Source organism: Crossiella sp. S99.2, assembly GCF_023094165.1.
In the GTDB taxonomy this organism is placed as follows: Bacteria; Actinomycetota; Actinomycetes; order Mycobacteriales; family Pseudonocardiaceae; genus Crossiella.
In genome coordinates this window covers 273,756-293,971 of the sequence record NZ_JALMDK010000006.1, presented here as the reverse complement: position 1 = coordinate 293,971, position 20,216 = coordinate 273,756, and the positions used below count along the sequence as shown (strand labels likewise).

Here is a 20,216-nt window from a genome sequence, read left to right as displayed (position 1 = left end):
CGCCCCGCCCCGCCGTGGTCACTGTCGTCACCCCGCTTGGCCGGTCTCCGTCGGCAGGAACGCTTGCGCGGTGGGATCCCAGTACAGCTTGTGCGCGGACTCCCACAGCGGCGGGAGGGACATGACTTCCCGGATCTCCGGCCGGGCGAACACGTCGCTCGGGTCGCAGTACTGGCCGTCGCTTTGGTCGATGTAGTAGCCGGTTTCTCTCTGGGTGAGCCGTTGTGAGGGGGCCCAGCCAGGTGTGCCGACCACGATTGTGGTGATCGAACCGACAGGGAGCAGGAGCCCGGGGGCACCCTGCGGGAGCGGGATGCGCCACTCCCGTTCGTGTAGCCAGTCCGACCGGTTGCCGGGTGTGGTGTCGAAGCGGGTGGCCCAGCGGATCTGGTCGGGCCGGAGCATGCCGTACTGCTCTTGCCGGGCGTGCCAGACCGGGCCGCCGCCGAGGTTGTAGACAGTCTGCCGAGGGAAGATCAGTCCCCAGGGCGGCCAGGCACGGGTCTTGATCAGCCAGTGCAGGTGGTCCGGCGGGCTCTCCGACAGGCAGATCATGCGCTGGTCTTCCGCGGCGCCGAACGGAGCGAACCCGTGAAGCATCTGCCCCCAGAGGATGCTGTCCAGCCGCTGCTCAGGCGACATGGCAGCTACAGCGTCATCAACGAATGGGGTCAGCGAGGTGCCCGCCGGCCGGCCGGTGAAGTGGATGAGCAGATCGAAATGGGCGGACTCAGCCTGCTGCAATGGGAACGACGGTGTCATCGCCTGCCCCGATTCACTCGCTGGTGCCAGGGCCGAACCGTAGGAGGGGAACGTTGTAGAGGTCGGGCTGGCGTTCGCGGCGCATGACCGGGTTGGTGACCTCGATGACCAGCATCTCGGTGAGGAACAGGACCTCTGCCCGCAGGAGGTGGCTGGTGTAGCCGGTGGCGGCTTGTTCCTTCAGACCGACGGCGACGTGGATGTGCGGGAGGACCTGGTCGGTGTCGGGGTTATAGGCGAGTGTGCCGCCGCCGAAGGCCTCCACGTTGTTCAGGTGGACCTTGGTCCAGACAGGCGCGGCCGGGTCGTCGAGTTTGTCGCATGTGCCGACGATGTCGACCTCGGCGAACCCGGCGATGAACGAGGGGATGTAGCCGTGGCGGACGTTGTTGGTGCGGCAGAATTCGGCCAGTGCGGTGAAGAAGTCCTCGCCGTGGTCGAAGGTGACGCCAAAGGTGCGTCCCAATGTGAGGTCATGGCTGCGCACGGGTCAGGGCTCCTGGCGGGGTTCGGGGGTGGTCCAAGGCCAGGTGCTGGGGTGGGCGTGGCCGCCTGCGGCGTCGAATGCGGCCTCGATGGTGGCGCGGTCGGCATCGGCGGTGAGCAGGGCGTGCAGGAGGATGCGGGCCTTGAACGGGTCGAGGAACCCGGCGCCGATGAGGCCGTGGTCGAGTAGGTCGTGCTCACTGCCAGGAAACGCGTACGTCGAGCGGAGCGTGGACCCGGATCCGGTGCGGGAGGCGAGCACCACGGGGATTCGGTCGGCGACCTTCGCGAGCAGCGGCACGAGTTCTGCGGGGACGTGGCCGACGCCGAACGCGGCCACAACGAGTCCATCGAGCCGGTCGGCGGCGGCGTCGATGAGGGTGCCGTCGTCGCCGAGGGAGATGGTGGCCAGCGCGACACGGCGGCCTGGCCGTCGTTGTCCGGTGGAGAGGGTGGTCCGGTCAGTGAGTCGGTTGTGTAGCCGGGGCTTGCCTTCCAGGACCGCGCCGAGCGGGCCGCCGTTGGGTGATTGGAAGGTGGCGCCGCTGGTGGCGTGGGTCTTGCGGACACGGCGAGCGGCGTGGATCTCGTCGGCGAGCACGACCAGGCAGCCCTGCCCGCACAGCTCGGGACTGGCGGCGGCCTGGATGGCAGCGAGGATGTTCGCCGGGCCGTCCGCCCCGGCCAGCGTCGGGTTGCGCATCGCGCCGGTCACCACCAGCGGCTGCTCGCCTTGGTAGAGCAGGTCGAGAAGGTAGCCGGTTTCCTCGATCGTGTCCGTCCCCTGGGTGACCACCGCGCCGTCCAGATCGCCCTCGGCGAACCGGATGGTGATCGCCTCGGCCAACTCGGCCAGGTCGTCGAAGGTCAGCGACGCGCCCGGCTTGCGGCGGAAGTCGACGACATCAACGACGATGCCGGTGTCGGCGAGACCGGGAACGGCAGCGACGAGTTGTTCGGCAGACAGGGCGGGGACGACTCCGCCGGTATCGTTGCTGGTCATGGCGATGGTGCCGCCAAGGCCGAACACGACGACACGGCGGCTGGCTTGCTGGGCATCAGGCACCCGGGCTCCCTCGGACCACGTACGGACAGTGATCGGCAGCCTACTGTGCCGTGTGCCGTGTGCCGAGACCGCCGAGGAACCTGCAGGCGCTGTCCAGCCCGGTGGTGGAGAGCAGCCGGCTGCGTGGTTGGGCCAGGCCCGCGGTGCCGTAGTCGCCGAGGTCGGCGCAGCGGCGGGTGAGCCAGGCCCAGTCCAGGTCGAGGTAGTCGGCCAGCGCACGCAGCCGGGCTGACGGGGTCGGGCCGGCGATCACGGAGTGAGCCTCTGCGTAGCCGCAGGCGTCGGCGAACTCGCGCAGCGTCGGGCGGTCATCGGTGACGTCGACCTGCCAGATGCCGTCGTGGCCGACCCAGTTCGCCACGATCGCGCGGCGGCCCTGCTCGAGTGCGAACCCGGTGACGGAGCTGTACTCGGGTTCAGCGCACACCTGCACGGCGATGTCGAAGGACTCCATCAGCGCGACCGCGAGCACCAGCAGGATCCGCTCATGCCGCGGGGAGTCGGTTACGGTCTCGGGTGGAACGCAGAAGGTGCGAGTGGGCTTCGCGCCGGTGGTGGCGAAGATGGCCGCAGTGCGGGCCAGGTAGTTGTGCTTGTGGGCGAACAACATCCACGTGCTGGACTCCTCGCCGCGCTGCTCGCGGGTCCAGAACGCCGGCACCTCGTGGAGGGCATCGGCGTGGCGCAGGATGTGGCGGGCGCAGAAGTCCGAACCCAACCACATCCGTGACACGGCGGTGAGATCGGCGGCGAGGTCGCGGCCACCGGTGGAACGGGCGGTGCTGTCGAACCCGCGCAGGTGCTCCTCGGCGGCGGCCAGGGCGCTGTCATCGTCGAGCAAGGCGTCGTCGAGGTTGGCCACCGACCACAACACGCCCAGGGTGAGGTCGTCGAGCTCATAGGCGCCCGGTATCAGCAGCGGAGCACCGTCCACGGCCTTGGCCAGCCGGGTGCGGGCTACGCGGTTGTCCAGCCCGAACAGTCGCGGCCCGGCCGGTCCGTCGGCAGCCCCGATGACCAAGCTGCGGCCGGGGCGGCGCAGCGTCAGGTCGTCGGCGAGGCCAGTGGGCACGCGCACGACGACCCGGCCGTCCTCGACTGCCGGGTAGCTGGTCGCGGGGATCGTCGATCCAGCGAAGAACCGGCCCGCCGGTGTCGAGATCCCGAATTGGCTCCCATCTACCCGGTCCACGGGTGGAAAGGCAAGGGGGAACGGGGAGGCAAATTCCGGCAGTTGCGCCGAAGCTGTGGCGGCTGGCAGGGAGTGCCGTAGCGCCCGTTGGTCGGCTCGCGCCTGCTCGCGCAGGGCGAGCAGGCCCCCGCCCGCGTCGAGCCGGGTGTCCAGGGCCAAGGTCAGCTCCAACGAGGGGAGGTTGCCTCCGACGCGTTCGGCCAGCGAGACGTACTGGCGGGTGTAGCCGACCTGCGCGGCCAGCTGCTTCTGGCTGAGCCCGGCGTGGTTGCGTAGCCGCCGGATCTCGGCAGCCAGCGCGACGGCAGCGCCGTCGGGGAGATCTCTGTCGGTGGGGTAGTGCTCGGTCACGGTGGCTCCCGCTCACCTCGTGGCTGCAGAACGGGCAGGGTGGCAAATACGGGGTGTAGCCGACTTGCCTCGTTCCGCGATCGTAGCTGGTCCTGGTCCTCTGATCACGGGAAACACCGTCCCGCTCACGATCGGGAGGCTCCGTGACAACAACGGCGGACGAACTGGCCGCGACACTGTCCTCGTTTGGCCCGACCAGGCGGCAGCTGCCGCTGTTGCCTCTGGCCCAGAGGGGCAAGGTCCGGCCGGAGCTGCTGGATGTGATCGAGTACCGCAAGTCTGGGCTGAGTATGAACTGGATCATCGGCTGCCCGCTGGACTGCGGCTACTGCGTGCGACACCTGTTCGACAACTTCGAGATGAAGATCCCCCGGGCGCTGCTGCGCGAGGACCAGGCGGCGCAACTGCTGACCGGGCACCAGTACTTCGTGCCGCACGTGACCCCGATCCAGCTGCTGAATCGGGCCACCGACCCCATGCTGCCCCAGGTCAAGCCACACACCTTCGCGATGCTGCGCGAACTCGACGACCGTGGCCTGACCAACCACGTCCTAGTGATCACCCGCTGGCGGATCGAGCCCGAGGACTGCGCGGTCCTGAACTCCTTCACCAACATCAAACTCACGATCCTCATCACGCACTCCGGCATCGACGATGCCCGGATCGAGCCGGTCGACTCTACGATCGCCGCCGCCTCACTGCGCACCGCCCACGAACTCGCCGAGAATTACCGGGTGGTCCTGTACTGGCGGCCGATCGTTCCCGGCCTCAACGACACCGACGAGCACATCGCCCGCGCGATCGAGCTTAGCCACCATGCCCACGCCACCGTGTTCACCGGCCTGTTCTTCAAAGATCAGATCCGCGACTACTACCAGGCCCACGGCCTGCCCGAACCTTATGAGGACAGCGCCCGCCGCAAGTTCTTCCCCCGGGACCTAGAGCAGCGGATCCTCGCCGCAGCCGGTGCGCGCGCGGCGGGGTCGCCGCTGTTTCGCAAGACTTCCTGCGGGGTCGCCTACGCCCACCGGGTCCCCGACTACAACGGCCACGTCGGCATCCGCGAGCTGTGCGACATCTGCCCAGCCCGTCAGGTGCTGCGCTGTCAGCAGGCGTGGACCCGGCCAGATGAGCGGCGGGTCGCCGAGATGACTGAACGTCTGGGCGGCACTCTGGTCGAGGTTAACGACCGCGCCGTCGTGGTCGCCGGCCTGGACGAGCAGCCCCGCTACCTCATCCAGCACGGCCTGGGCTACCAGGTCCACGACGTCGACAAGCCGCACCACTGCAACCAGCATGGCCGCGCCGAGATCGGTTGGCCCGCCGCCACCATGAACCCGGAGGAGGCCCGATGACCCCGGCCCCGACCACCGCTGCACTGCCCGGCGCCCTGCACGGCCAGCGCCTGATCGTGGCGGACGTCGAAGGCAACGGCCAGCAGCCGCCGGAGATCATCGAATTTGCAGCGCTGCCCATCGACACCGACCATCGCGGCGCCGAGGCGGACATGCGGACCTGGCTGATCCGGCCGCAGAAGCCGATCACCGCGATGGTCACCCGCAAGGTCCACGGTATCCGCGACGCCGACGTAGCCGACAGCCCTGCCTGGCCGGAGGTCGCCGAGGAGATCGGCGCACTGCTGGACGGCCGGATCCTGGTGGCGCACAACGCCTCCGTCGAACACCGGGTGATCGGCGCGCATCTGCCGGACTGGAAGCCGCCGATGGTGCTCGACACCCTGCGCCTGGCCAAGTACGTGTGGCTGGACTTGCCCGGCTACGGCCTAGACAAGCTCGTCGCACACGCCGGGATCGACCCGGCAGGCTTTGCCGAGACTGGCCATCACCGAGCCGACTACGACACCTGGTGCGCATGGAAACTGTTGCTGCGCTTGGTCGAGGACGGCGAACTGGACTGGATGGGGTTGGTCAAAGTCGCCGCACTGCCTGGCCTGGCCGCCCCGGAGGAACCGGAGGGCGGGCTGTGGTGACCGCCCCAGCACACCCGGTCGAGCAGCCGGTCACCGTGGCCGTGCTCGGCACTCACTCCACCGGCAAGAGCACTTTCCTCGCCCGCCTCGCTCACGACCTGCGCCGCCGGCACATCTCCGTGGGCACCGTCGCTGACCTCGGTGAGCAGGCTAAACGGATCGGACTGCCGATCCTGTTCAACCACACCTGGGCCTCCACCCTATGGATCATGACCCGCGGCATTAGCGACGAGTTGGAAGCCTGGCTGCACTCCGATGTCGTGCTCATCGACCGCCCCGTTCCGGACGCTCTCGGCTACTACAGGGCCGCCCTGGAATACCGCCGTGAGATGGCCGATCCGGTCCAGATCGCCAAGCTCGAAGAGATCGCCCGTGGCCACAGTAACCGCTACGACCTGACCTTCCGTACCACGCTGGATCCCACGATCCCGTTGGGTGACAACAAGATCCGCGACAGCGACACCGAGTTCCGCATGCTCGCCGACAGACACGTCGACGAAGTCCTACGAGATCTCGAACTGCCCCACGAACTGCTGCCTGCCGACGGCCACGACGCCGCTCTCGACCAGGCGATCACCTTCGTCACCAACCGGCTCACCAGATAGCCGACCTTCATCAACAGGCGGCAGGCCGCGCATGTCGGCACCCGACCACCGTGGCACCGCCGCCCTTGAACTTCACATCCGTATCTATTTGCTATCGCAATAAGGAGTGATGGTTGATGGCCGCCGCACTGCTCCCCGCCCACCCGACAGCATCACCCAGCGCACTGATCATTTCGCCAGGTGACTCGGTCACACTGACCATGGAGGGCCTGCTCTCTTTCGTGAACGCGGCGGCCGAACACGTCCTGACGACGCGGCCAGCCCCCAAGCCTCGGGCTGGTGCCCGATGACCTGGCCGATCAAGCAGGCCGTCCGGGGGGAATTGGCCACCTTGCTGGCGATCTTCCAGGACGGCGACGACGAGACCGTGCGCGTCGCGGCGCGGTTCGAGGGACGTTTGGCAACCGTGGCCCTGCTGCAACTGCTGGACCGACACCAACCGGACGAGGACGGGAAGTGTGACGACTGCTTCGCCGCCCGCCCGCTCCTCACACGCCTGATCACCAGGCCTGGCCTCTGCACGGTATACCGGCAGGTCCGGGCTGCGCAGCAGGACGAGGACGCGGCGGACCGACGCCATCGGCTCGTTCAGCGGTCCACCAGCACCCCTGTCCCGGCCCGGTGAGGTCACCCCGCGACTGACCAACCGGGTCGACTGGGTGGTGCCGCTCGCGCCAGTACCCCGACCCTGCCGGGGGCGGCACCGCCCAGGTCCAACGTGCACCGAATTCGTTGCGGCACAACGAAACAAGTCAGATCCGGCGCAAGGGGGACGGTATGACCGGCTGGCTCAACCCGGGCTCCGAGTACAGCGCCGCAGCGTCGAAAGAGATTGTGCTCGGCGGCGTGTTCCTACTGCTCGGCCTGGTCATCGTGCTCGTGGCAGCCACGGTGTTTTTCGAGAGGACCGAGGTGAGCGAGAACCAGGGTGCCGACCCCGAGGTGTTCTGGTGGAAATCGTTGAAGGACCGGCAAGTGCACGCCTTCCCGACCAGTCACCTGGACCCGGACCACTGGCCGGACAACCTCACCGCGTTGTGCGGCCACAGCACCGACCAGGTGCAGAACTTCAGCGCGGGCATGCCCTGCGTGCTCTGCATCGCCAAAGCCCCGATTGATGAGTCCGCCTAGCCACACCACGTTGCCGCACAACCGAATGGAGTCACCATGTCTCGCGAGGGTGCCTGCCCGAACAACCCCAACGGGCACAACTTCACCTGGAATACCGGGCGCACCGAGCGGGTCTGCTCGTGCGGCCGGACCATGCCCACCTAGCCCCCAGCGGCATCGACGGAACGACTCCCCGGTCTACGGCGCTCGACCTCCCACGCCTGTGGAGCAGCCGGACCGGGACATGGGGCGCAGGCAATGGTGCGCGGTTGCCTGCGCCCCCGACGACGGGAAGGACGACGACATGCAGTCCACCAGCGGGCACCTCGCAAAGGGCCGGGTGATCGAACAGGTTCTGCGCCTGGTGCCGGACCTGTTCGCCCGAGAGCAGATGGGCACCTCGGATGCGGACAGGCTGCTCCGCAGCAACGAGCATCTCGTGAACGCGCTGCTCGCCCACCCGATCAGCATCGACCGGCTCGCCGAGCAGCCCGCCGCCCGGCGGCGGCTCTACCGAACCCGGTTCGTCCTCACCTGCCTGCGATGGTGGGAGCTGGCCCGGGTGGGCATCCCGGTACAGCGCATCGCGCAGCGCGACGCCTACAAGGTTTCCGTGGTGGAGGAGCGGCTGTGCTACGCGGCTCGCTATCCCACCGAGGTCATGCAGCTCGACCCCATCAGCCCCCGGCCGACCCTCGCCCTGCTGGCCGGCCGAGCCGCCTCCACCGCCCCGCCGCCGTCGGCCACCCCCGACTACCAGGACTTGAGCCGCATCCTTGCCGCGCTCAAGCGCTGAAGGTTCACCGCCACCACCTCACCCCGGAGCACATGATGAGCACGCCCGACCTACCCGGCCTCCCGCTGGACCACCTCGACGACGTTGCCCGCCAGGCAGTGTCCTACCTGCCGCTGGACCGGCTGGGCGAGCTGCACAGTGGGCTGGCACTGGCCTACGCCCACCTCGACCACCTCGCAGATGAATTCCCCGGGGAACACATCCTGGACGTCCGGGCCACCCTCAACGATCTCCGCGAGAACGCCGACTCCCTCACGACCGCGGTAAACAAGCTGGTGCTGACGATCCCGCGCGCGCTGGAGAAGGACCGTATGGCCGCAGCCGGGGAGACCCGCCCAGCCGAGAGTGAGCAATGAGCAGCGCGCTGAAGAGCTACCGGTTAGGGGGCCGCAGCTCCTACCAAAAGCCCCACGAAGGGCCTGCCGCCGGGCGGCAGCATGTCAGGTTCGCCTGTCCCGCAGGGCATGAGATCGAGGTGCGGTTCAGCGACGATCCGGACGTCGAGGTGCCGACCGGGTGGGAGTGCTCCGCCCACAGCCTCATCGCCGCGCACGTTGGCCAGGAACAGCCGCAGAAGAAGGTCAAGCCGCCGCGCACGCACTGGGACATGTTGCTGGAGCGGCGCACCATCTCCGAACTGGAGGAGATCCTGGAGTGGGCGCTGGAACGGCACAGGACGGGGACGACCTCGTGACCGGCGACCCGTCGGCGACCTGTGGCGCGCCGTCATGAGTCGCCAGCCCACCGCGGGGAGCCTCTCGGCGATCAGGAAGGCCACCCGGCAGGCCCCGAACACCGTGGAGCAGCTCGGCAAGATCGTGGGCAACGTCCTGGCCATCTGGAACAACCTTGACGTGTTCCTGGCCGCCGACGCCGAGGTTGAAGAAGTGTTCGACCTGTGGGCGAGCGGCCAGGAACTGCTCGGCCACCTCCAACGCGCCTACCCCGAAGCGGTGGAAGTGACGATCCGGGCGCGGCGGCTGCTGGATGAGTTGGAGGGCCGCGAGCTGACCGGACTCCGCGCCGGGGGTGAGCACCCGGTGGAGTCGGCGGAGTTCCAGCGGCGGCGCGACCAGGTCGCCGACGCCCTCGAACAGATGGTGACGTTCCTGCGCGACCCGAAGTCGGCAGGGAAGGGCTGCACGGCCGCCTGGCCGACCGGTGCCACGGCTCCGGCCGAGCGCGCCGCCTTCACCGAGGCGCTGCTCTGCGCCGACCGCTCGTTGTGGAACAGCGAGGAGGCCAAGAGGTTGTCCGCGGCCGAAGCCGAGTTTGTCCACGCCATGGCCGAGGTGAAGTGTCTGCGGGCCAAGCTGGTGCCGACGGTCACGACGACCGGGGACGAGTTCGCCGCCGCGCACGAGCGCTACGCCAAGGCAGTCGAGGAGTTGGCCGCCGACCAGCGGGCGCACCGGCAGGTCCTCACCCGCAACGCCCGGCTCGGGATGGTCGAGCCCAGTGCGGCGTCACCGAGCGGGGCCAGGCTCCGCCTGGTCTCTGCCGGACCCGACCACTAGCAGGGAAGTCCGATCCACCCCGTGAACCGCCAGCCCTGCACCAGCGGTTCCGGCCTGCACGCGGAGCGTACTGCCGCAGCCCCGAACCTCGACAGGAAGGAAAACAGCGACGAGTAGCCGATGATCGGACCGGAGGGACCGGGCCGCGTCCTCGTTCGCCGGAAGGACCGGTCCGGTCCCACCCGATGGCGGCTGTCGGTCCGCAGCCGACCCGTGGCACGGGAGGCACACCCCGAGCCACGGGGCACCACCGTCGCCGAGCTCCTGCACGAGGTGCAGCAGGAGAACGAACCCACTGGGCCGATCGAGCTTGTGGCGGACTACGAAGGCCACGACGGAGCCGACTGACGACCGGCGCTGCCTCTCGCCGAGGCTCCCGGTGAGTTGATCACCCTCCGAAGGAGACATCCTTGCCATGTCAGAAACCACGCACACCCACACCGCTGACGTCGTGACGCTGTGGGTCAACGGACGAGACGCCCGCGACGGCTCTGCGACCCTGACTCAGATCGTGGATGCGACCGGTGGCCACGCCGTCCACATCGTCACGATCGACGAGCGTGCCGCCGAGTGCTACGGCATTCGCCAGCCCGTCAGCGTCGTCGGTGGCCTCGTCCGAATTCGCGGCCGGTGGTCAACCACTGCTTACCGCGACCGCGCTCACCTCCTCGATGGCGGGGGCCTCGTCTACTTCCTGCCCAACGCCGCGAGCCGAGTCCGCGCGGTCCGGGCGTTGCTGCGCTGGTGGTGGGAGGTCACCTGGCGTGCCTGTGAGGGTGCCGATCCACGCCACCTCGACCCGTGCCAGGAGTCGCCTACGTTTCGCCGCCGGCTGCTGGCCTAACCACATCACCCTGCCTCGTGCCGCCGCCGCGACGGTCGACCATGCTGTGATTCGGTCTGGCGTGTACGTCGGCCCTACTGGGCGACTCGACCGTTCGGCCTCTGCTGCAACACCTTCGGCTAGAAAAGGCCGACATCGCCGTGGCTACCTTCTCGACCGCCTCGATGGCGGCCACACCGCCACCCCGAACCCCAGCGACATCGGAACTGGCCACACGATCGCCCCAGACACCGGTGCTACGAGCTGCACCCGTACTCGAACGAACAAGAACAGGTCGCGCTGACCTTCGCGAACACGTTCGTCGTCTACGTCTGCACCGACGGCGACGCGCTGACCACCTGGCCCGGTGTGCACCTCGCCACGATCGACCCGGCCGATACCTGCCAGTCCGGCCAGCGTACCTACACCCTGTCTGGCGGGGTGTGGACCCGCTACCTCTGGCACGTCACCGACCTCGACAGACAGGAATTGCGCGCGTGGGCACAGGATCGCGGCCATGGTCGACAGCGCTTGTTACCTGGTCCCACGTTCACGGCCGTGGTCGTGAACGTGCACTCGGACAGCTCCATAGCGTGCCCAGCGATCCAGCCGGCCTGCGCGTGACCGCAGCTCCTCGCCAGGGAGCCCCACGATGTTGATGAAGGTGGTGGAGTCCCTGGCGGCCGTGCGGATGCGGCCTCATGGCCGCCACCGATGTGGCCCTGGCGCGCCAGGGTGATGATGAACAGTGCTGACAATGACGCGGAACTGCACCAGGCGGCAGAGCAGGGACTTGGCCTGTCGTACCTGTGCCGATGGCTTAGCGGCGAGCAAAGGCAGGAACTGAGACAGCAGATGACGGTCGAGAGTTTTGGCCCGGACCAACGGATCTTCGCCGAAGGCGACCATGAGTACCGGCTCCATGTTCTTGGTGCGGGCAAGGTGAAGATCGGCCGAGCGCTCGATAGTCGTCCTTGCCGCCTGCTTGATGTTCTCGGGCCCGGCGACCTGGTCGACGGGTTTCCCACGCTCACTCCGCGGCCGAAAAGGGTGACCGCTGTCGCGATGACCGAGGTGATCACGCTCAGCCTGCACTACTTGACGTTGCAAAACCTGGCCAGGCGATGGCCGGAGATCGGATTCGGATTCGCCGATGAACTCGACATCCGGTTGCGTGTTGCCGAACAGCGACGGATCGACCAGACGAGACTGGATATCCCAGGTCGGCTGGCAGTGCTGTTTGTCAGGTTGGCGCGGCGGTACGGCGTGAGACAGGGGGAGTCGGTCACGTTCCAGCACCACATGGACCAGATCGAGTTGGCGGACCTGATCGGCGCCAGCCGGGAAGGTGTCAACAAGGCGATAGCCGAGTTCGTCGCGCGTGGCTGGATCCAGTCGATCCCGAAGGGCGTCTGCCTGCTCAGGCCGGCGGCACTGGCACGCAGAGCGCGTTGAGTGCTTGGGGCACCGGGTCGCATACCGCGGCTCCGGTGTCCCTCCCCACGCCGGGCTTTCTCGTGGCGAGGGGGTGTTGCCGAGTGCGAGGCCGCGACTCGGCAACACCCGTGGTGGCATTGCTGTTCCACACGTTTCCCGATCACCGTGACAAGGTCACAGACCGCACCTCCTCCTCGATGAGACGGCTGAGCAGTAGGGGCAGCTGCCGAGTCTGATCCGCCGGCAGCACGATGGCGGACGGAGTCAACCTGCGCAGATTTGTGGCATCGACGTCACCGAGTCCGATGAGGACAGTGAGGATGTCGGCTGGCGCCTGGGCGAGCCTGCGCACCGTGTTGTCGCGGTCGTGCTCGCGCAGGTCGTCGTCGGTGAGCACGATCAGCACTCGGCGGTGGGACTCTCCGAGTTCGGTGTTGCCCAGTTGCGCAAGACCCCAGGCGACGGCTGGTTCCAGGATGGTGCCGCCGCTGAGCGCTTGTGCCTGAGCCAGGAGTTGCTCGGCCTCATCGTGGCTGATCGAGTCGGCGAAGCCGCGGATCGTTCGTACCTCCCCGGTGAACCCGGCCAGCGCGAGATCCGTGCGCCCGCCGAGATCGCTGATGGCCGCGAGCAGGCTCGCGGCCGCGACGTGGCAGGCCGAGGCCGGCGCGGGCTTGCCGTAGAGCATGGAGCCCGAACAGTCCACGACCAGGGCGACTGAGAGCCGGGTTTCCCCGCGCTGCCGGTGGTGGTCGTCGATCCAGATCGGAGGATCCTGCTCACACCCGTGGGTTGCCTGCAGGTGAATGCGACCGGCCTGGCGGCGCAGGTCCAGTCGCGATCCTCGACGTTGAGCCTTCGGCCGGCGAATGGGGCCCTCCAACAACGGCCGGAGCACCGTGCTGAGGTGGGCGGCCAGCGGTGCGATGAGGTGCACTTCCGACCGCACCCGCTCCAGATTGGTGTCGTCAGCTGGGGAATCCGACCATTCATCGGGGAGCAGTTCCTTCCTAGCCAACGAATCATCGGTGAGTGCGGCTGCGGGATGAGCGCGACGAGCCCGCTCGGCGGCCTCCTTCTGGTCGGCGTCCTCGCGCTCTCTGTGTTCTTCCCACGCCGTGACTGCCTGTTCATGCAAGGGCGAGGCCGTGATCTCCTGGATGGCATCCTGCGTCGTCCAGGAGGTCGGCTCCGCCGGTTGTGTTCCGTCCCTGGAATCGGGTCGGGCACACCCGTGTTCGCCGTGGGCCTCGGTGAACGCCTCGTGCAACTGACGCTCGAACTCGGCCTGTCCGTCGACGTCCTCATCGCCGACGGGTGGCTCGTCCTGCCAGAAGAAGGGATTCTGCGATCCAGAAGCCATTGACGGCTCGACGGCGTCGTTGTCGACGATCGCCGCTTCCGCCGGATCGGCATCCGCGGTGTGTTCTCCACGCCGGTGTTGTTCAGAACGGGTCCAGGCCCGGATGAGTTTGAGGAGCTCCTCAACCAGGGCGGGTTCGGCGTGACGGTCTCGGCGCAGGGCCTCGTACATGATGTCGAGTACGCGTGGCCACAACTGCGCATAGACCGGATGGGTGGGCCCCTGCACCACGGTGCCGTCAGTGAGACGGAGATGGCCGCAGCGCAGGACCGCCAGCCCCCAGGTGAGGACTCGGAGGGCGTCGGCGTGCGGAGAGTCCTCGGGGTCGAGGTCGGCTGCTGGGATGAGCGGTTCCACGAGGACGCGGTAGGCGATGTCCCGGTTGGTTGGCCAGTGCGCCAGCGTGCGCAGGATCGGCAGGTGGTCACCGCGGATGTCGGCCAGGATGTTGGCCACGGCGCCCCGCAGCGTGTTGCCGGGGTGCACCTGGTAGCCGCGAACGATCTCCCAAGCATGCATGGCTTCGTGACCGGATAGGTAGGAGACCAGCTGATACCGCAGGGCAGCGTCCAAAGTGGACCACGATGGGCCGAAGAACTCCTCGGCCAGCGCGTCCGTCACGGGAAAGCGCACGTGCAGTCCGACTGGGCTGTGGCCGGTCGCTGGTTGCGGCGATGGGGTGATCAGGACCGTGTGGCCAGGGACGATGGCACGGAACACACGGCGGACGATGTCGTCGTAGCGACTCATTCGTAGTCTCCATGGTGTTCGGGGAAGGACTGCGCGAGTTGTTCGGCGGTCAGGCATTCTCGGAAGGGCAAGTCGGAGATTCTGGGTTGTCCCCACCCTTCGTGGGCGTGGACGGTCGCCAGCGCGCGCAGGGCCAGGGTCGGGTCGCGGAGCAGCTTGCCCGCGAATACCGCCGCGGCGATCTCGTTGGGTTTGTGCCCGAGTACCCTGCGCGCGACGGCTTCTCTGGCGGAGCGGGTGCCCCACGTGTGGCGTGCGGCCAGGAGCGGATCACTGTTGAGCACGGCGATCGCTTGGGTCACCAGGTGGGCGAAGTTGCTGATCTCGCCCAGCGCCCTGGCTCGGTCGGCCTGGGCAACGGCGCCGCTGTCGATCAACTTGTCCAGGGTGGCGGTCCCAGCCTGGATGATGTCCTGAAGCTGTTTGGTCGAGTCGAACTGACCGAAGGGAATGGTGCTCCAGCGATCGATCCACTTCTCACCGAAGTCGATGCTGGGCCGGTTCGTGGTCACCGCGATCAACGCGGAGGGGTGGATGGGCACGTCGATGGTGCCGTGTTCGATCGGGTAGTACGCCTGCAACCGGGTAGTTCTGGGGTTGAGCAGTGGTTCGATCGCATCGAGGGCGTCCATGTGATCCTGCCACCGGTGCAGGTCGACAAGTTCGACCACACACGGCTGTTGGATGGCCTGGACGAGCAGGCTGTGTTCGAGCTTGGTTTTGCCCTTGGCGAGGCCGACCCGGAACAGTTCGAGTTGATCAGGACTGTAGAGGGGCAGGTAGGGCACTTTGTGCTCGCCGGCGATCCGGGCCAGGCTGGCCGATTTCCCGGTGCCGGGTGGCCCGGCGAGCAGGAACACCGCACGGCCCAACCGGGTGAGGTCGTCGATCTGCTGGCAGGCCCGGTCACTGGTCACCGCTCCCGCGAGATCTGCCAGGTCAGGGATCAACGCGGCCAGTTCCGGCGCCCAGGTCGTGTGTGCGGCGGTGATGACACGACGTGTGAGCGGTTTGAGCACCGGTCGCGCTTGGTGCCAGGACTCCTTTTCAACCGAGAAGTAGTAGGTCTTCCCGACTCCTGGTGTGGCCGGGAGTTCGTCTGCGGCGACGATGTCCTCATCGGACATGGCGACCGTTTTGCGCAGCAGGCCACCCGCCTCGTTGGGCAGCATTGTTCCAGCCTCGATGAGCGAGCGATGGTGCCCACAAGGCACCTTGCCGCACACCGCGCAGGGGGTACTTCTGCCGTCTGCCTGCGTCATGTGGATGGCCTTGGCAGTGTGGAAGCCGCCCGAAGTGCACGACACTTCGAGGCAGACCTTCGTGGGGGTGGGGGCGATGCCGTCCTGGCAGAAGTCGGCGGTCAAAGTGACCACCAGACTGTCCTTGCCGTTCAGCACCTGTGCGGACGCCTCGTCCAGGTTGGCCCAGAACGTGTGCGCGAGTTGTCGGCGTTTCTGCGATGTGTGTCCAGCCACGTTGTTCCCTGACACGCCAGATACCCGAAGGGGCCGCCAGGGAGTTGCCACCACCTTCGGTGTGCGGGTGGGCGCCCCCTGGCGAGGGGCGTGATGATCGGGTTGCGCTGTGGAACTCTCAAGGAGCGTGCCCGCGGCTGGGCCGCGGGCACCCAGGGAGGTAACGCGCTTTGCCCGCCATGGCCGCGGTGGAGGCTGGGATGCCGACTATCAATAAATATGAGGTACAGGAGAACCGCTGCCCACGATCCCCACCACCAACTGCTCGACTACATCAGCCAGCTCGACGCCGGCTGGAGGCAGCGGGTCAGCGCGGTGATGCGCTCGACGCTGCCAGGTTCCCGAGCGACGGGCTATTGGCTGCGCACCGCCACAGTCGAACACGAAAAGGCCGGTACCGCGGGCACACTGGATCTGGTCGTGGCCACCGAGAACGGACTGACACACTTCCAGTTCCTGGCGCTGCCGGACGGTGAGCGGTGGCGACTGGTCACCCGGACCCAGACCTGGGCGTTGGCTCTTCTCGCGTCGGTGGCCACCGAGACCTTGCCCGCCGGTGCCGGCGGACAGGACGGACTGCTGGTGCAGATCGCGCCGTTGGGCGCCACACAGGAGATCGAGCTGACGCCAACCGGAGAACCGCGACCGGGAGAGAGCGCGGCGTTACTGGGGGCGGCCCGTTCAGAGGTGTTGCGGATCGTGGTGGAGCCAGTAGACGCCGGGGCAGACGAGGACGAGCTGGACCGCCAGCGTGCCGAACGCAGACTACTAATCACCCTGGCCGAGGCCGTCCATCGTGGATTGGCGGCGGGCTAAGCCGCGATCCGCCGATGGTGTTGGTTCCGGTCATTTCGGTGGTCGGTACCTCACCGGTGTGATCGTGGGCGTCGTATAGCCGCTGGTCTGACCAGCCTTTCCACTGTTGTTTCCCGGCGTAGGGACAGGGACGGCATCCAGCTAGGGCTGCTGGGGGCGAGGATGGGGTTGATGGCCTGCCAGAGGCGTTTCCAGGCCGTTGGCCGTGGCCCAGGGCCAGCAAGAGAGCGGGCGCTGCATGTTTCTGCCGGTTGATCTCGGCCCCGGCTGTCCGTGTTCATCGGGCCCCAGCGCGGGAATGGCGATGATCTTTCTGCGCAGGGGCGCCCCGCGAGCTTTGCCCAGTCGCGGGTCAGCGAGCCTGCCGGCGGTCCGCAGCAGGTTGTGGGCGATCGCCGCGCACAGCACCCAGGAGGAGTTCGCGCTGAACTGGCCCTGATGGCATGTGCGCGAGCGGTCCGTCGATCAGACCGGCGAACTCCGTCTCGATGACAGCGTGGCCGCGGTGGGCGATATTGGCCGCGGCCGCTGGTTCGGTGGAGTCGGTGAAGAACGGATGACACCGCCACACCGGGCACAGGTCGTCCTGTGCATCAGCCGCCCGTCAAGGGCACGATCAGGTCGCCGAGCTTCTTGGTGACCTGCTGCTGCCCGTAGAACTGGACCAATGAGGCTCGTAGTTGATCTGCCGCATTGAACTCGACGAGAGTCAACTCGTTGCTGAGCAACGCGAGGTTGAGGCCGAATCGTTCGGCTTCACCGGACTCGTTGGCTGCGGTCGGAACAAGATCAGGTAGAAGATGATCGATCCGTGTCAACTCGAATGCGCTCCACAGCGATCGAACATCCACGCCCCCGTCCTGGCTGGACGGGTCGTACTGCCTCATCCTGGCTGCGACATCTTGTCGAGCGATCTCGCAACGCGGATCTTCCAGCGGAGTCTTCAGCAGCCGTCCGAGAGCCGCGTGTGAGTCCAACCGGTACGTCGCTGATGGCGCCTTTTCGAAGCGCCTGAGCGATGGATGTGGGAACTGCCGAGCGACGTGGACCAAAGCGTCCTTCTTGTCATCTTCGACAGCGCGGAACAAGTCTCTAAGGTAGTTGCGTGCGACTGTCTGAACAGGACTGACCTTGTCTGCGAACTCGGCAAGGATGATTGCGCCTGCCAGCAGTGACCAATCCCCTCCATGTACCGCTCGCCGCAGCGTAGGCATGATCATTTCCCCAAGTTCAGGGTCGCGAGCGAGCATGGGATGAAGCGTGGTGGCCAGCTTCTCCGTGTACTGGTTGGGAGGCTGATTGATCAGTGCCAGGGCCCGTTTGACGACCGTGCGTTGGATGCCTCGTGCACGAGCAGAGGTGTCGTCATCGAGCATGTCGAGAGCGAGACGGCTGCCTGGAGCGATGATCATCGCTAGCGGCGATTCGGTGTCGATCTCGTCCAGAATGGCGACCAGACCAAGGCGCAGATGTTCGCTGTGCCTAAAGATTCGCCCTCCAGCTAGCAACCATGTGTTGCGCCAGTGAGCGGACGGGGCAAGCGCCTTCATGCGGCGGAGCACCTCGTCGTCTGGTCCGGTGGCGATGGCTTGAGCCGCCATAAATTCCTGCAGACTCCGAACATCGAAGCCCACGTGATCTTGCGCGATCGGTGCGAGTAGTACGAGGCGGCGTGTCGCAGCGGCGACCAGTTGCGCCGCCAGGCGTTGAGATTCCTCGTCTCCGATTCCCTCTCCGTGCAGCCGAATGCGGGTCAGGGCGTCGAGTTCTGCCAGCGAAACAAGCGAGTCGCGATCCGGGTGCTGCTCGGCTCGAGAGTGTAGGAGCAGTGCCACCTGTTGATGGACAGCGTTGATGTCGTTGCGGTGCTGCTCCAGGAGACTCGCGGTGGGGCCTCCTTTGGACACTTCGCGGGTGTAGATCGTGTGGTAGTAGGACTCAAACAGGCTGTAGCGACTGTCGGGGACACGTGCTTGTCGTTCGAGCAGGAGGGTCATGATCGTCACCTGCAGCGGCGTTCGCATCAGCCGCGCGGTGAAGTGCTCCTGTGCAGCCTGGCCTAGGCGCGATGCCACCTGCTCCGCCAGGTCGGGGTCGTCCCGATGCCGTACTTCTGACAGATGGAGGCCATAGTCGATAGCCTCCGCGACCTCCAAGGGCCGGAGTGTCACATGCTCGAACTGATCCACCGGGAACTCATCGTTGTAGCCCTGTGGTCTGGTTGTCCCGACGGCAAACAGGTCAGCATCAACGTCCGCGGCGGTGATGAGGAACTCGTTGATGCGCTGCTCGACGGCCTCTCGGGCGGATGGCGCAGCGACCTCATCAAGTCCGTCCAGGATCAACAGCCAGGGCCATGATCCGAGCCATGAGCGCATGTGATGCGGACCGACATAGTGATCCAGTCGCTTGCTGACTTGCTGAGCAATAAAACCGAGAAGGCTCAACTCGCGATCACGTGATACAGCTTCGCCGTAGTCGTTGAGGTTCACGGCAATCGGCCAGCGGCGGCTACGGGGTTCTGGCAGTCCTAGTTCGCGGAGCCTGTCGCGGACAGCGGCTAGCACGGAGGCTGATGGACCAAGGCGATGCGCTGGACGGTCCGCCAGCAAGGCTGCGCGATACGCTTGGGCTAGTAGCTGGGTTAGCGTTGACTTCCCTTGTCCAGGGCCTCCGACCCACACTAGATGCGACGTATCACCTCGGCGGGCAGTCGGGCGCATTATCGAGTCGCCTCGGCTGATCGCGTCACGAACGACCAGCACATCGCGGCCGGCGGCCACTCCGGGCAGGTCTGCGCCAATTTCAGATAGTTTGAGCTTTTCATTTTCTGGGCTGCCAGCTTGATTAAGGCGAATCCACTGGCTTGCAAAGAGCTCGGAGCACGCGTGGCGGCCGGCCGCCACACTAACCTCAACGATCTCCTCGGGCAAGAGGTGATGGAGACGTTCCAGTACATCACCGGGTGTAGTGAAACCTCCAAACGCCTGGCGAATCTCTGCAAAATTATCCAGATATCGGCAGATCTGATCACCACCCCAAATCGCCCAGTCTTGCAGTCCGAGTGCGTCGGCGAACGACTCGATCAGAGCGTTGGCGGCGTCGATTCCTCCAGACTCGGGTACGCTGGAGATCCAGACGTTGGTTGTGAACATGACATAACTTGGAACACGATTCTTTGACCTGTTAGATGACGGGGCCTTCCACTTTTCGAGCTCTTTCTTGATTTGCCTCACTATCCATTTGTTGTCCTCGGTAGTGTCGGTCAGCCGCTCCTTGAACTTGGCCTGTACGACACCGAACCCATTCCAAGTGCCTGTCGTAGAGGGGCTGGGGTAGTCGACAGGGCCGTCAAACGTGGCCTCGCGACCTCCGTCCGGGCCGCTGCCGAACACCGTCACGCCAGGGCCGAGCACGCGGATCGCAAGCGCTTGCGATAGATGCTCGAACTCTCGGTTGCCCAGGCGTGACAAGTCGTAGTCCACGAACCTATGGTGCCGTACCACTTCGGGCGGCTCGCGCAGCGACGGTGGCCAGCCATGCTCCCGTGTCGGCCTTGTGGCTTCAGCTGGCCTTGCGGCTCCGACTAGCTCACCATTCCGGTGATCAGCCGCCTGATCGATCTGACGGGTATCAAACTCGCCATGGCGCCCGGATCGAACGGCCCTCGGCAG

Annotated in this window: 19 protein-coding genes and 1 pseudogene; 12 read left to right on the top strand and 8 right to left on the bottom strand. The window is 66.6% G+C overall.

Annotated features, from left to right (window positions below):
- Positions 1-27: 27 nt before the first annotated feature.
- The 4 genes from MZC64_RS24415 to MZC64_RS24400 are packed head-to-tail and all read right to left on the bottom strand — an operon-like array spanning position 28 to position 3,857.
- Positions 28-744: a hypothetical protein gene (locus MZC64_RS24415; protein ID WP_247797744.1), complete on the bottom strand. Its 717-nt coding sequence runs from the start codon at positions 742-744 to the stop codon at positions 28-30.
- 31 nt (positions 745-775) lie between these two features.
- The gene (locus MZC64_RS24410; protein WP_247759538.1) at positions 776-1,249 is read right to left on the bottom strand and encodes a PPC domain-containing DNA-binding protein; all 474 of its coding nucleotides are present in this window, start codon (positions 1,247-1,249) and stop codon (positions 776-778) included.
- A gap of 3 nt (positions 1,250-1,252) precedes the next feature.
- A complete protein-coding gene (locus tag MZC64_RS24405) occupies positions 1,253-2,314 on the bottom strand; it encodes an asparaginase (RefSeq protein ID WP_247759539.1) in 1,062 nt (353 codons plus the stop codon).
- Between the two features lie 40 nt (positions 2,315-2,354).
- Complete coding sequence (locus MZC64_RS24400) at positions 2,355-3,857, bottom strand: helix-turn-helix transcriptional regulator (RefSeq protein WP_247759540.1); 1,503 nt, start codon at positions 3,855-3,857, stop codon at positions 2,355-2,357.
- 143 nt (positions 3,858-4,000) lie between these two features.
- Here MZC64_RS24400 and MZC64_RS24395 point away from each other — a divergent pair, with 143 nt between their 5' ends.
- The 11 genes from MZC64_RS24395 to MZC64_RS24345 all read left to right on the top strand — a co-directional run bounded on the left by MZC64_RS24395 (position 4,001) and on the right by MZC64_RS24345 (position 12,153).
- Complete coding sequence (locus MZC64_RS24395; protein ID WP_247759541.1) at positions 4,001-5,212, top strand: radical SAM protein; 1,212 nt, start codon at positions 4,001-4,003, stop codon at positions 5,210-5,212.
- Positions 5,209-5,847 (top strand): 3'-5' exonuclease, encoded by a 639-nt coding sequence (locus tag MZC64_RS24390; RefSeq protein ID WP_247759542.1) that lies wholly within the window; start codon positions 5,209-5,211, stop codon positions 5,845-5,847. Before MZC64_RS24395 ends, MZC64_RS24390 begins: the two co-directional genes overlap by 4 nt.
- Positions 5,844-6,452 (top strand): AAA family ATPase, encoded by a 609-nt coding sequence (locus MZC64_RS24385; RefSeq protein WP_247759543.1) that lies wholly within the window; start codon positions 5,844-5,846, stop codon positions 6,450-6,452. The genes MZC64_RS24390 and MZC64_RS24385 overlap by 4 nt, the downstream gene beginning before the upstream one ends.
- Positions 6,453-6,738: 286 nt before the next feature.
- Entirely contained in the window at positions 6,739-7,077 is a 339-nt protein-coding gene (locus tag MZC64_RS24380; protein ID WP_247759544.1) for a hypothetical protein, read from the top strand.
- Between the two features lie 152 nt (positions 7,078-7,229).
- The gene (locus MZC64_RS24375) at positions 7,230-7,583 is read left to right on the top strand and encodes a hypothetical protein (protein WP_247759545.1); all 354 of its coding nucleotides are present in this window, start codon (positions 7,230-7,232) and stop codon (positions 7,581-7,583) included.
- A gap of 283 nt (positions 7,584-7,866) precedes the next feature.
- On the top strand, positions 7,867-8,358 hold the full coding sequence (locus tag MZC64_RS24370) for a hypothetical protein (protein WP_247759546.1): 492 nt from the start codon (positions 7,867-7,869) through the stop codon (positions 8,356-8,358).
- A gap of 35 nt (positions 8,359-8,393) precedes the next feature.
- Positions 8,394-8,714 carry a hypothetical protein gene (locus MZC64_RS24365; protein ID WP_247759547.1) on the top strand — a complete coding sequence of 107 codons (321 nt, stop codon included), beginning with the start codon at positions 8,394-8,396 and terminating at the stop codon, positions 8,712-8,714.
- Entirely contained in the window at positions 8,711-9,052 is a 342-nt protein-coding gene (locus MZC64_RS24360) for an RNA polymerase-binding protein RbpA (protein ID WP_247759548.1), read from the top strand. Before MZC64_RS24365 ends, MZC64_RS24360 begins: the two co-directional genes overlap by 4 nt.
- Positions 9,053-9,086: 34 nt before the next feature.
- A complete protein-coding gene (locus MZC64_RS24355; RefSeq protein WP_247759549.1) occupies positions 9,087-9,875 on the top strand; it encodes a hypothetical protein in 789 nt (262 codons plus the stop codon).
- A 415-nt stretch (positions 9,876-10,290) separates the two neighbouring features.
- Complete coding sequence (locus MZC64_RS24350; protein ID WP_247759550.1) at positions 10,291-10,719, top strand: hypothetical protein; 429 nt, start codon at positions 10,291-10,293, stop codon at positions 10,717-10,719.
- A 720-nt stretch (positions 10,720-11,439) separates the two neighbouring features.
- Complete coding sequence (locus tag MZC64_RS24345; protein WP_247759551.1) at positions 11,440-12,153, top strand: Crp/Fnr family transcriptional regulator; 714 nt, start codon at positions 11,440-11,442, stop codon at positions 12,151-12,153.
- A gap of 142 nt (positions 12,154-12,295) precedes the next feature.
- Here the strand turns inward: MZC64_RS24345 and MZC64_RS24340 are convergent, their stop codons facing one another.
- Together MZC64_RS24340 and MZC64_RS24335 are read right to left on the bottom strand one after the other, a co-directional pair.
- Positions 12,296-14,248, bottom strand: coding sequence for a vWA domain-containing protein (locus MZC64_RS24340; protein WP_247759552.1), 1,953 nt, complete (start codon positions 14,246-14,248; stop codon positions 12,296-12,298).
- The gene (locus tag MZC64_RS24335) at positions 14,245-15,726 is read right to left on the bottom strand and encodes an ATP-binding protein (protein WP_247759553.1); all 1,482 of its coding nucleotides are present in this window, start codon (positions 15,724-15,726) and stop codon (positions 14,245-14,247) included. Before MZC64_RS24335 ends, MZC64_RS24340 begins: the two co-directional genes overlap by 4 nt.
- A 219-nt stretch (positions 15,727-15,945) precedes the next feature.
- Between MZC64_RS24335 and MZC64_RS24330 the strand changes: the two genes are divergently transcribed.
- A complete protein-coding gene (locus MZC64_RS24330; RefSeq protein ID WP_247759554.1) occupies positions 15,946-16,542 on the top strand; it encodes a hypothetical protein in 597 nt (198 codons plus the stop codon).
- Between the two features lie 141 nt (positions 16,543-16,683).
- On the opposite strand, the pseudogene MZC64_RS24325 reads toward MZC64_RS24330, so the two are convergent.
- Both MZC64_RS24325 and MZC64_RS24320 read right to left on the bottom strand, forming a co-directional pair.
- Positions 16,684-17,146: pseudogene (locus tag MZC64_RS24325) on the bottom strand (IS1380 family transposase); the annotation flags it as partial.
- On the bottom strand, positions 17,136-20,027 hold the full coding sequence (locus tag MZC64_RS24320; protein ID WP_247759555.1) for an NACHT domain-containing NTPase: 2,892 nt from the start codon (positions 20,025-20,027) through the stop codon (positions 17,136-17,138). The pseudogene MZC64_RS24325 and the gene MZC64_RS24320, both read right to left, overlap by 11 nt.
- Between the last annotated feature and the right edge of the window lie 189 nt (positions 20,028-20,216).

Bases quoted from the DNA above. Each gene is read 5' to 3' on its own strand.
- MZC64_RS24390 (WP_247759542.1), top strand. From the start codon at position 5,209: ATGACCCCGGCCCCGACCACCGCTGCACTGCCCGGCGCCCTGCACGGC.
- MZC64_RS24380 (WP_247759544.1), top strand. From the start codon at position 6,739: ATGACCTGGCCGATCAAGCAGGCCGTCCGGGGGGAATTGGCCACCTTG.
- MZC64_RS24375 (WP_247759545.1), top strand. From the start codon at position 7,230: ATGACCGGCTGGCTCAACCCGGGCTCCGAGTACAGCGCCGCAGCGTCG.
- MZC64_RS24370 (WP_247759546.1), top strand. From the start codon at position 7,867: ATGCAGTCCACCAGCGGGCACCTCGCAAAGGGCCGGGTGATCGAACAG.
- MZC64_RS24365 (WP_247759547.1), top strand. From the start codon at position 8,394: ATGAGCACGCCCGACCTACCCGGCCTCCCGCTGGACCACCTCGACGAC.
- MZC64_RS24360 (WP_247759548.1), top strand. From the start codon at position 8,711: ATGAGCAGCGCGCTGAAGAGCTACCGGTTAGGGGGCCGCAGCTCCTAC.
- MZC64_RS24355 (WP_247759549.1), top strand. From the start codon at position 9,087: ATGAGTCGCCAGCCCACCGCGGGGAGCCTCTCGGCGATCAGGAAGGCC.
- MZC64_RS24350 (WP_247759550.1), top strand. From the start codon at position 10,291: ATGTCAGAAACCACGCACACCCACACCGCTGACGTCGTGACGCTGTGG.
- MZC64_RS24345 (WP_247759551.1), top strand. From the start codon at position 11,440: ATGAACAGTGCTGACAATGACGCGGAACTGCACCAGGCGGCAGAGCAG.
- MZC64_RS24340 (WP_247759552.1), bottom strand. From the start codon at position 14,248: ATGAGTCGCTACGACGACATCGTCCGCCGTGTGTTCCGTGCCATCGTC.
- MZC64_RS24330 (WP_247759554.1), top strand. From the start codon at position 15,946: ATGAGGTACAGGAGAACCGCTGCCCACGATCCCCACCACCAACTGCTC.